The sequence below is a fragment of the Xanthobacter oligotrophicus genome (genome assembly GCF_008364685.1).
Lineage (GTDB): Bacteria > Pseudomonadota > Alphaproteobacteria > Rhizobiales > Xanthobacteraceae > Xanthobacter > Xanthobacter oligotrophicus.
The window spans coordinates 45362-57065 of the sequence record NZ_VTTL01000013.1; the positions used below are offsets into that span (position 1 = coordinate 45362).

At 69.5% G+C, this 11704-nt stretch carries 7 protein-coding genes; 1 reads left to right on the forward strand and 6 read right to left on the reverse strand.

Annotated elements, in window-relative coordinates; genetic code table 11:
- Positions 1-39 precede the first annotated feature (39 nt).
- From FZ033_RS20500 to FZ033_RS20515, 4 genes are all read right to left on the reverse strand, one after another.
- Positions 40-2751 carry a bifunctional acetate--CoA ligase family protein/GNAT family N-acetyltransferase gene (locus tag FZ033_RS20500; RefSeq protein WP_149577920.1) on the reverse strand — a complete coding sequence of 904 codons (2712 nt, stop codon included), beginning with the start codon at positions 2749-2751 and terminating at the stop codon, positions 40-42.
- A 236-nt stretch (positions 2752-2987) separates the two neighbouring features.
- The gene (locus FZ033_RS20505) at positions 2988-3377 is read right to left on the reverse strand and encodes a response regulator transcription factor (protein ID WP_149577921.1); all 390 of its coding nucleotides are present in this window, start codon (positions 3375-3377) and stop codon (positions 2988-2990) included.
- Between the two features lie 140 nt (positions 3378-3517).
- Entirely contained in the window at positions 3518-4159 is a 642-nt protein-coding gene (gene fixJ / locus FZ033_RS20510; RefSeq protein ID WP_149577922.1) for a response regulator FixJ, read from the reverse strand.
- Positions 4152-5657: a sensor histidine kinase gene (locus FZ033_RS20515; protein ID WP_149578065.1), complete on the reverse strand. Its 1506-nt coding sequence runs from the start codon at positions 5655-5657 to the stop codon at positions 4152-4154. Before FZ033_RS20515 ends, fixJ begins: the two co-directional genes overlap by 8 nt.
- 183 nt (positions 5658-5840) lie before the next feature.
- On the opposite strand from FZ033_RS20515, the gene FZ033_RS20520 reads away from it, so the two are divergent.
- Entirely contained in the window at positions 5841-6551 is a 711-nt protein-coding gene (locus FZ033_RS20520) for a helix-turn-helix domain-containing protein (protein WP_149577923.1), read from the forward strand.
- A gap of 131 nt (positions 6552-6682) precedes the next feature.
- On the opposite strand, the gene hemN is transcribed toward FZ033_RS20520, so the two are convergent.
- A complete protein-coding gene (gene hemN / locus FZ033_RS20525) occupies positions 6683-8086 on the reverse strand; it encodes an oxygen-independent coproporphyrinogen III oxidase (RefSeq protein ID WP_149577924.1) in 1404 nt (467 codons plus the stop codon).
- 97 nt (positions 8087-8183) lie between these two features.
- On the reverse strand, positions 8184-11585 hold the full coding sequence (locus FZ033_RS20530; protein WP_188079603.1) for a bacteriophage N4 adsorption protein A: 3402 nt from the start codon (positions 11583-11585) through the stop codon (positions 8184-8186).
- Positions 11586-11704 lie beyond the last annotated feature (119 nt).

The following is an 11704-nucleotide window of genomic DNA, read 5'->3' on the forward strand; positions in this document are numbered from 1 at the left end:
TTGACGTCAGGGGCGGTATCCACTTCGCGCGAAACCACTCTAGACACCGGCACCGGCGCCCGCACCGGCGGCCGCGGGGGTGGCGCTCAGGTCGAGGACCACCCGCATCACGGTGGGATCGTCGCTGCCGGCCGTGACCTTGAACCCCAGGTCCTCGGCCAGGTGCAGCATGGGTCCGTTCTCGCGGAGCACGTCGCCGAACACCGTGTTCAGCCCGCGCTTGCGCGCATGGGCGAGGATCTCGGTCATCAGCTGGTAGCCGAGGCCTTTGCCCTTCATGTCCGAGCGCACCATGATGGCGTATTCGGCGGCCTCGTTGTCGGGATCGGAGATGATGCGCACGACGCCGCACGTATCCCCGTTCGGCTCGATGGCCACGAACGCCATCTCCCGGTCGTAGTCGATCTGGGAGAGGCGGGCGGCCATCAGGTGGGGAAAATCCTTCACCGAGCCCAGGAAGCGCATGCGCACGTCCTGCGGATCGGAGCGATGGACAAGCTCCACCAGGGAGGGCTCGTCCTCGGGCCGGATCGGCCGGAGCGCCACCTTGGACCCGTCGGTCAACGCCAGCTCGGACACCTCGCTGGAGGGATAGGGCTTGATGGCAAAGCGGTCGGTGCCCTCCACCCGCGTCTCGTGCACCACGATACGGGCGTCGAGGGCGATGACACCGTTCTCGTCGGCAAGCAACGGGTTGATGTCGAGTTCCGCGATCTGGGGAAGATCGGCGAGCAGCTCGGCGAGCTTCACCAGGGTCCCGGCCACCGCGCTCATGTCGGCGGGCGGATGGTCGCGGTAGCCGGCGAGCAGCTTGGCGACGCGGGTGCGCTCGATCATCTCGCGGGCGAGGACGCCGTTGAGGGGAGGCAGGGCGACGGCCCGGTCGCCGATCACCTCCACCGCCGTGCCGCCCTGGCCGAACAGCACCACCGGGCCGAAGGTCTTGTCATAGGCGATGCCGGCGATCAGCTCCTGGGCGTTGGGTCGGCGCACCATGGCCTGCACCGTGAAGCCGGCGATGGACGCTCCGGGCCGCTTCTCGGCCACCGAGGCGATGATGGCGCGGCAGGCATCCTCCACCGCGGCGGCACTGCGCAGGTCGAGCCGCACGCCGCCCACGTCGGACTTGTGGGTGAGGTCGTGGGACAGCACCTTCACCACCACCGGCCAGCCGATCTCGGCGGCGCACCGGCCGGCATCCTCTGGGGTCGCGGCCACCCGCGTCTCCACCACCGGGATGTCGTAGGCGGAGAGCACCGCCTTCGCCTCCACTTCGGTGAGGGCGCTGCGGCCTTCGCCCAGAACCTTCTCCACCAGTTCGCGTGCCTTGGCCCGGTCGGGATCCTCGAAGGTGCGCGCCGGCGGCGTCTCCATGAGCTGGGTCTGGTTGCGCTGGTAAGAGACCAGGTGGCCGAAGGCTCGCACCGCCTCGTCCGGGGTCTCGTAGGTGGGGATCCGGCGGGCGGCGAAGCGCCGCCGGGCGCCGGCCGCCGCCGTCTCGCCGAGCCAGCAGGTGAGCACCGGCGCGCGCATGCGCGTCTCCAGCACGGTGATCACCGCGTCGGCGGCCTGGCTGCTGTCGGCCACCGACGACGGGCAGTTCAGCACCAGCACGGCATCCGACCCCTTGTCGGCGAGCAGCGCCTTCAGGGCGGCGCCGTAGCGGGCGCCGTCTGCGTCGTCCACGATGTCCACCGGGTTGGCCCCCGCCCATGGCACGGGAATGATCTTGTCGAGCGCCTCCACCGTCTCCGGCTTCAGGATGCCGAGACGGCCGGGAATGCCTTCCACCGCATCCACCGCCACCACGCCCGCGCCGCCGCCATTGGTGAGGATGGCGAGCCGGTCGCCGGTGAGCTTGATGCCGGCCGCGAGGGTGGACACCGCCTCGAACAGCTCGCGCAGCTCGTGCACGCGGAGCATGCCGGCGCGGCGGAAGGCCGCGTCATAGACTAGGTCGCTGCCGGCCAGAACCCCGGTGTGGGACAGCGCCGCCCGGGCGCCGGCGGCGCCACGCCCGGCCTTGATGACGATGACCGGCTTGGAGCGCGCCGCGATGCGTCCCGCCGACATGAACTTGCGGGCATCCTTCACATGCTCGACATAGAGCAGGATGGCGCGGGTGGTGTTGTCCAGGGCGAGATAGTCGAGCATGTCGCCGAAATCCACGTCAGCGCTCTCGCCCAGCGAGACGACGTGGGAAAAGCCGAAGCCGCGGGTGTGGGCCCAGTCCAGCACCGCCGAGGTCATCGCCCCGGACTGGCTGACAAAGGCCACGTCGCCCTTGGCCGGCATCAGGTGGGCGATGCTCGCGTTGATGTGGGGCCGGGTGGAGATGAAGCCGAGCCCGTTCGGCCCCAGCACGCGCAGGAGGTAAGGCCGCGCCGCGTCCAGCATCGCCTGGCGCTGCTCGGGGGTCTCGATCTGCTCGCCCGGGCCGTAGCCGGCGCGCAGCACCACCGCGGCGCGGCAGCCCTTCTCGCCCAGCTGGGCGATGGTGGCGGGCACGCTGTCCGGCGGGGCGGCCACCACGGCGAGGTCCACCGCAATGGGCAGGTCCGCCACCGAGGCGTAGTTGAGGGAGGAGCGGATGGCGCGCTCCTTCGGATTGACCGTGAGGATCGGCCCCTCGAACCCCGCCTCGAACAGGTTGCGCGCGATCACCGCGCCGATGCTGCCGGGTCGGTTGCTGGCGCCCACGAGGGCGATGGCACGGGGGTGGAACAAGGCGTCGAGATTGCGCGTGGTCATGAACGGCCTCGCTGCTGGTGCCCGTCGGCCCTCAAGATGCGACCGACCGTGGTCCGTAACCGGGACAAGTTACGCACGGGAACACCGCAAGAGCACGTCCCGATCATACCGCACTGCAATATGATCGGCAAAACGGTCTCTTTTTCAGGTTTGAAGCCGGATTCACCGATCGGGTTGGGTCAACCGGACCGGATCCGGCTCCGGGGAGAGGCAGGCAGAGCGGAGGCGAACCTTGTTCAGCACAGGCCGGAGCGCGCGAAACTGTCGCGCACGGCCTCGCTGAGCTGGTTGCCGAGGAGGGGTTTCTCGATGATGGCCACACCCTGGGCGGTGGCGCGGCTGCGCACATGAAGGGCGGGATTGCTGGTGATGAGGAAGGCCGGAAGGTGCACGTCGCGCCGGTCCAGCTCGCGCAGCAGGTCGAGGCCGTTCAGGCCGGGCAGATTGTAGTCCACGATCATGCAGCCGCCGCGCGACAGCTCGGCCGCGAGCACGTCCTCCGAGCGGGCATAGGTCCGCACGTTGAAGCCATCGACTTCAAGCGCGAACTTCAGCGCGTTGCAGACGGCCGGATCGTCATCCACCACATGGACGACGAAGCCAGGCGCCTCGTTGGACACGATCATTTCCCAGGTCCTTCCCACGACCGGCTCGTGGGTCCACGCCGCCGAGGGGCGCACGTGGTCAGTTGGTTTCCAGCCTACTTTGGGAGGAGGCGTCCGGCGTTGCGTTAGATCAAGCGGCAGTGGCCCGATCGAGCGCCCCCTTATGCCGCCTTGGGCGAGATGCCCGCCAGCAGCGCCATACGCACCAGCTCGGACAGGCTCTGCGCCTTCATCTTGGTCATCACATTGGCGCGGTAGACCTCCACCGTGCGCGGGCTGATGCCCAGCTCGTAGGCGATGGTCTTGTTGGCCTGGCCCGCCACCAGGCATTCCAGCACCTGGCGCTCGCGCTGGGACAAAGCGGCGATGCGCTCCGCCACCTGATCGCGCAGGGCGTCGTGCTGGTAGGCCTTCTCCCGGCGCGCCAGCGCGGACTTCACGGTGTCGAGGATGGCCACGTCGTCGAACGGCTTCTCCAGGAAATCGGCGGCGCCGAGCTTCATGGCCTCCACCGCCAAGGGTACGTCGCCATGGCCGGTGACCACGATCACCGGAACGGTGGAGCCCTTCTCCTGCAGATGCTGGAGCAGGTCGATGCCGGTCATGTCCGGCATGCGCACATCGGTGATGATGCAGCTCATGGACGGGTCGGCCGCCGGCATGCCCGCATCCAGGAAATGCCGGGCCGAGGCATGGGTGTGCACCGCGTGGCCGGCGGTGGCGAGCAGGAAAGCCAGCGACTCGCGCACGGCCTCGTCGTCATCGATGACGTGGATCACCGCGGACATCCGTGGGTCAGTCATGAAGCGCCGCCTCCTCGCCGACCGCGCGCAGGGTGAAGCGGAACACCGCGCCGCCCTGCGGGTTGGGCTCGGCCCAGATGCGGCCGCCGTGGCCCTCGATGATGGTGCGGGAGATGGACAGCCCCACCCCCATGCCGTGCTGCTTGGTGGTGACAAAGGGTGTGAACAGCTGCGGCGCAACCTCGGTCGAGATGCCGTGGCCCGTATCCGAGACGCTGATCATCACCATGTCGTCCTCCGCCGCCTCGGTCTTCACCACAAGCTGGCGCCGCGGCGCCTCCATCATTGCCTCCAGGGCGTTGCGCATCAAGTTCAGCAATACCTGCTGGACCTGCACTTTGTCGGCAAGCACGAGGTCGCACCTGGGATCATAGTGAAAACGCACCTGGATACCGTGCTCCTTGGCGCCGACGAGGGCGAGGGCGCTCGCCTCCTCCACCAGCTTGGAGAGGCTCTCCACCCGCCGCTCGCTCTCCCCGCGGGAGACGAAGTCCCGCAGCCGGCGGATGATCTGGCCGGCGCGCAGGGCCTGCTCCCCGGCCTTCTCCAGCGCGCCCTGCAACATCTCCACTTTGAAGGTGCCGGCATCCAGCAGGCGGCGCGAGCCCTTGATGTAGTTGGCGATGGCCGACAGCGGCTGGTTCAGCTCGTGGGCCAGCGTGGAGGCCATCTCGCCCATGGCGGTGAGGCGGGAGATGTGGACCAGCTCGGCCTGCAGCTCCTGCAGGCGCGCCTCGGTCTCCTGCCGCTCGGTCAGGTCGCGGATGAAGCCGGTGAAGAAGCGCTCGGAGGTGGAACGCATCTCGCCCACCGCCAGCTCCATGGGGAAGGTGGAGCCGTCCTTGCGCTCGCCCACCACCACCCGGCCGACGCCGATGATGCGCCGCTCCCCGGTGGTGAGGTAGCGCACCAGATAGCCGTCGTGGGCCTCCCGGTGGGGCGTGGGCATGAGGATCGAGACATTGCGTCCCACCGCCTCGGCCGCCGTATAGCCGAACAGGCGCTCGGCCGCGCTGGAGAAGGAGCGCATGATGCCGCGCTCGTCGATCACCACCATGGCGTCCGGCACGGTGTCGAGGATGGAGGAGAGGTGCGCCTCGCGGGCCAGCAGGTCGCGATTGCGGGCGGCGGCATCCAGCCTTGTGCGGCGCAGCCGCTCGCCGAGCACGGCGATGCCGAGCCCCACGGCGATGAACAAAGCCAGCGTCGCCGGATCGAAGGCGCCCCCGAGGCTGCGCGCGCCGGTGGCGAGGGCGAGCACCCCCCCGCCCGCGATGGCCACCGCCAGGGCGCTGCCGCCGGCGACCAGCCCCCGCCCGCTCACCAGCATCACGCCGGCGAGCTGGAGCATCAGCCCCTCGGCCCGGAACGGCGGGAAACCGACCACGACGCCGAGCCCGAGGACGAGAAGCGCCACGGCGCCGCCGACCAGGGCATCGGGCCATGCGGCGCGCCCCGCCGGGCGCCTTGCGGCCGTATCGCTCACCACGCTGTCCATCCCGCCTGCCACGCCGTCCCTTGTCACGCGTTCCCTGCCAAAACGTCCTTGGAGCACCGCCCCTTCAGTCGATTCCGGCCTCCGTAAAACTACTTAAGGGCACCGACTTAAGTGTTCGATCCGAATTTTGCGATGTGTCAATGCCGGTTATCCCTTTCTGCAACGTGATGGAAGGGTAAACCGATGCCGAGCCCCGCTGCAGCGATCGCCCAGAAGGCCTACGCTCATCCCATGACCGCTCCGCGCTGGGGCGACGAGGCCGAGAGCCGCTCCCCCATCGATGTGGTGGCCCGCCTCGGCATCGTGGCTTCTTATGTCCGCAACGGCGAGATCTTCGGTGAAGATCAGGCTGCCGACCATCTCTACATCGTTCTGTCGGGTGCCGTGCGCATCTGCAAGCTGCTCGGCGACGGCCGCCGCCAGATCGAGACCTTCTGCCTTGCCGGCGACGTGTTCGGCTGGGAGATGGAGCCCCGTCACCGCTTCTCCGCCGAGGCCGTGAGCGAATGCAAGGTGGTGCGCATCAAGCGGACCATCCTGTTCTCCCGCGCCGCCGACGATGCCGAGCTGGCCCATGCCCTGTGGGCGCTCACCGCCTCCGAGCTCGGCCGGGCGCAGTCCCACCTGCTGGTGCTCGGTCGCAAGACCGCCCAGGAGCGGGTCGCTACCTTCCTGCTCGACATGGCGGCGCGCGCCGGCTCCGGCCAGGGCACCAGCGGCATCGAGGTGACACTGCCCATGTCGCGCCAGGACATCGCCGACTTCCTCGGCCTCACCATTGAGACGGTGTCGCGGACCCTGACCCATCTCGAAGAGATTTCGGCCATCGCCCTGCCCTCGTCCCGCCGCGTGGTGCTGCGCGACGGAGCGGCGCTGCGGCGCCTGAATTCCTGATCGATTTTTCCCCCGGCGTGCCGCACTCTTCATCTGCGGCATACCTCCTTCGGCACGCGCTTCCGGGCGCGTGCCTTTTTCTTTTGGGGGTGGAAGAGCGAGCCGCGCTGCGGCCCGCTCATGGTTGACCTTCAGACCGCCGCCGCGTGACGCTTCTGCTCGGGGGCCGCGGCGCGGCTTGCCACCAGGCGCGTGTCGAACACCGCGCAGACCACGCGGGTGAAGGGGCGGCTCGCCTCCGGCACCTCCACCACCGCGCCGTGGCGCCAGGCGAGGCCGTCGGCGATCAAAGGCTCCAAAGCGTGGATCTCGTCGGCGAAGAAGCCGCGCGGAAAACCGTATTGCGCGCAGGCTACATCCAGATCCACCGACAGGTCGCACATGAGCCGCTCGATGACGTGGCGGCGCAGCCGGTCCTCGTCTGTCAGCGCGATACCGCGCGCGATGGGAAGGGCGCCGGCCTCCACCGCCTTGTGCCATTGGGGCGTGGCGGGCAGGTTCTGCACATAGCCCTGCGGCAGCGCGCCGATGGCCGACGCGCCGAAGCCGATGAGCACCGGCGCGTCGTCGGTGGTGTAGCCCTGGAAGTTGCGCTTCAGCGTCCCCGCCGCCGCCCGCTCCGCCATGGCATCCGACGCGCGGGCGAAATGGTCGAGCCCCACCGGCACATAGCCATGGGCGGCGAGCACGTCCGCCACCAGTTCCGCCTGCGCCAAGCGTTCGCTGGCGCCGGGCAATGCCGCTTCCGGGATCAGGGCCTGATGCTTCTTCATCCACGGCACATGGGCATAGCCGAACACGGCGATGCGGTCCGGATCAAGGCCGAGGGCCGCCTCCACCGTGCGGCGGACCGAGGCCTCGTCCTGGAGCGGCAGTCCGTACATGAGGTCGAGGTTGAGGGCGGTGATGCCGGCGGCGCGCAGGGCATCCGCCACCGCCTGCGTCTCCTCGCACGACTGGTGACGGCCGATCGCCTGCTGCACGGCGGGATCGAAATCCTGCACGCCGAGGCTGGCGCGGTTGAAGCCCTCGCGGGCCAGCGTCGCCACCTTGTCCGCGTCCATCACCCGCGGGTCGATCTCGATGGCGATCTCGGCGTCGGGGGCAAAATCGAAGGTCTCGCGCAGCGCGCCCAGGATGGCGGCGAAGTCCTCGTCCGCCAGCATGGTGGGCGTGCCTCCGCCGAAATGCAGGTGTGACAGCTTCAGCCGGCCCGGCAGGTGGCGGGCCACGAGGCCGATCTCCTCCACCAGGCGCTCCGCATAGGCCTTCACCGGGGTGCGGCTGCGGGCCACCGCCGTCTGGCAGCCGCAATAGAGGCACAGCTCGGCGCAGAACGGCACGTGCACATAGGCCGACACGCGGGCATCCCCCGGCACGGCGGCGAGCCACGAAGCGTAGGTCGCAGCATCGACGGCGGGGGAGAAATGGGGCGCGGTGGGGTAGCTCGTATAGCGCGGCACCGGCTGCCCGTAGCGGGCAAGGAGGGTGGGCGCATCAAGCTTGGGGGCGGGGCAGAAAGAAGCTTGGGTCATGGCCGCGACCATGGGGCGCCGGCCCTTGCGGCGCCTTGATGTGGCGCAAGGGGGCGAGCCCTGCGGCCGCCCCTTTCGACGCCTCGATGTCGCACCCTCAATAGGACAGGAAGGCCCCGGCGAAGATGCCCTCGGCCCGCTCGTCCCCCGCCAGCTTGAAGCGATATTGCAGCGTCAGGTCGAGATAGGAGCGGGGCGCCGTGTATTCGTCCTCGTTGAACCAGTAGCGCAGGGTCGCGCCCGGTCCCGCGCCGAGGGCGAACGGCGTGGCATAGCCGGTGTCGTAGCCGCCGCCGATGGCGAGATAGGGCCACAGCACCAGCCGGTCGGAGAGGGCGTCGAGCCGCCAGGCATGGCCGTAGCGCGCCTCGAAGGTGGCCACCGTCTGCGGCTCCATAACGAAGTAATTGTAGTCGGCATAGATCTGCCAGGCCCGCCAATTGTCCACGTCGACCCGCAGGTCTGTGCCCTCGCTCTTGGAATAGGCGGCGCGCAGCAGCACGTCGTCGCGGGCATACTGGCCCACCGGGAACAGGTAGGACACCTCGAACACCAGGTTCTCGCTCTTGAACGGCTTCCACCGCGCCCCCGCGCCGCCCTGGATGGTGTCGAAGCCGGTGGGGCCGCCGGCATCGCTGTAGAGCGTGCCGAAGCCGCGCACGAACAATTCGAAGATGGAGCCGTCACGATAGCCGATGCCCGGGGGGCGCCAGTAGATCTCGCCGCCCGCACCGATGGTGTGGTTGGCGCCCGGCGAGGGCGGGGCCAGATAGGAGCCGGGGGCGACGCCCACCGCGCCGTAGCTCACCGAGGCATAGGCGCCCCAGGTCCGCGACAGCTCCGCCACCTCGCGGCGCAGGCCGAACAGATATTGCGGATCAAGCTGGAGCTTGCCCTCGCGCGCCTCGTCGATGGCGGACTTGAAGTAATCCACCGCTTCCGCGTTGTGATAGGTGTGCCGCGCCGCATAGCCGGCATTGATCAGGTTGGTGCCGCGCAATTGCCAGCGGCTGTTGGCTTCGGAGAAGTATTCGTAGGCGAGATCATCCTCGCCCGCCTGGCTCGCCAGCACCGCGAGGTCCACAGCCTTCATGCCGCGCAGGGCACCGGAATTATAGGCGGACAGGAACAGCTGGCGCGCCTCCTCCTTGCGTCCGAGCTGGGACAGGACACCGATGCGCGCCGTGAGCATGGCCATGCGCTCCTGCCCGCTGCGCGCGCTGGCGGCGGCCAGGGTGAAGGCCTGAAGCGCCGCTTCCTTGTCGTCGAGGGCCAGCGTGGCGAAGCCGACCCGCGCCTGCACCTCGTAGCTCGCCTCGCCCCGGTAGGGCGCGAGGGCATCCAAGGCGATGGCCGGCTGCTTGGCCGAAAGGCCGGCGTCGGCAAGGCCCAGGCGCACCTGACGCACCTGCCCGGCCGGTAGGCGGCCAGAGGCGAGGGCGGCCCGGAAATCCTGGATGGCGCCCGAGAAATCCCGCGCCCGCATGCGCAAATTGGCCCGCTGCACCAGCAGCGTCACATCGCGCGGGTTGCCGGCGAGCAGGCGGTTGGCCACTGCCTCGGCCTCCTGGTAGCGGCCCGCCGAGGTAAGGGCGTTGAGCAGCAGCACCTGATAGGTGGTGTTGCCCGGCTCGGCATCCACCGCGCGGCGCGCTTCGGTGATGGCGGTTGAGTAGTCGCGCTTGGCGAAGGCCGCATAGGCGGCGCTAGCGGCGGCATAGCCCGGCGCGGCCGGGTTCAGGCCCGCCCCCGCCACCTGCATGGACTGGCCGGCGAACACCGAGCAGATGACCCCGTAGGACGTGGGCTGGCACAGCACCACCGGCTGCACCAGGGCCGGACGCGGGCCGCCCGGCGCCTTCATCAGCGCCTCCGCCTGCTTGTGCAGCGGCACGATTTCCTTATTTCTGCCCGCGTCGAGGGGCTCCAGCAGCTTCAGAGCGTCAGCGGCCTGCCCGGCGGCGAGCGCCGCATTGGCGGCGATGAGGCGGAAGTTCAGGTCCTCAAGGTCGGTCAGAACGGGACTGGCGAGCGCCGTGTCGAATTCCTTGATCGCCTCGTCGCGCTGGCCGAGCTTCTGCACCAGATAGCCGCGCAGCACGTGGGGCAAGGGCTCGCTGGGATTGTCGGCGACCGCGCCGGCGGCGGCGGCCTCGGCCTCCTTGACCTGTCCTGCCGCCATCAGGGCGTTGACGAGCACGATGCGGAACACCAGCGCGTCCGGCGCCCGGTCCACCGCCTGCCGGGCGAGGGTGACGGCGGCCTGCGCCTTGCCGCGCGCCAGCTCCTTGATGGCCTGTTCCGCCAGCGGCTCGGCGAGGCGCTTCTCGTTGGCGGCGCGCAGGGCGAGCAGGGTCGGATCGGTGTCGCCCTGGGCGATGGCGTCGTGGATGGCGACGTCCAGGTCCTTGAACTTCTTGGCGCGCTCCAGCGTATCCACCAGCAGGCGGCGCCAGGTGGGATTGCCGGGATTGTCCTTCAGCGCTTCGCGGATGCGCGTCTCGGCGAGGGCATCGTTGCCGTCGCGATAGGCGTTGAAGGCTTCGAGCGCCGCGTCATAGCCGGGGGTGTCGGAGACCCCGCCGCCGGGGGGCGTGGTGGCGGGCACGAGGCTGCACGACGGCCCATAGGGCGTGTCCACGCACTTCTGGTAGGGCACGGGGAGGCTCTGGAACGCCTTGTCGGGCACCAGCCTCGGGTTCTTCTCCTGCGCCCGGGCCACGCGAAGGCGCCCGACGATCGCCGCGTCCTGCGGCTGCACGGGCTCCAGCAGCTTGATGGCGCGCTGGGGGTGGCCGGCGGCGATGGCGGCATCGGCCATCACCAGGCGCACGTCGCGCGCGGTGGCCCCGCTCAATACCTCGTCCTTGAGCGCGGTGTCGAAATCCTGCTCGGCCTCGGCGATGCGGCCGAGCCGCTCGCGCAGATACCCGCGCAGGGTGCGGGGCAGGAAGGATTGGGGATCCACATCCACTGCCTCGCCAGCGGCCTTCTCCGCTGCCTCGATCTGCCCGTCGGCGATGAGGGCGTAGATCAGCAGCATGCGATAGCTGAGATCGTCCGGCACCAGCGCGATGGCCTTCCTCGCCGCCTCCACCGCCGCCTTTGGATTGGAGGCCTCCAGCGCCTTGTTGGCGGCAAGCGAAGGCGCCTGCGCCAAGATCCTGCTCTGTGCCCGCACCCTCGCGACCAGCGCCTGGTCGGTGATGCCGGCGGCGATGGCCTGGTTGCCGGCGGCCACCGCCTCGGCGGTCTTGCCCTGGGCCTCCAGCGCATCCATCAGCAGCAGCCACAGGCGCGGCACGTCGGGCCGCAGCTTCAGGGCCTCGCGGGCATAGGTGACCGTCTCCGAATACTTCTTGTCGCGCTGGGCCGCATAGGCCCGGTCCGCCGCGGCCCAGGCCGCACCGGTGAGTTCCGGCGGCTCGGCGCGGGCCGGCATCGCCCCGGCGAGAGACCCGGCTGCCACCGAGGCGGCCAGCATCACGCCGAGGACCATGCGCCGACGGCGCCGAGGGTCCCGGAAGGCATGGAGGGAAAGGGCCGTGCAGAGAGGAATCGCGGTGGTCATGGGGCCACCGTCTCAGGGATTATTTAAGCCGGGGTTAACCTTAAGAG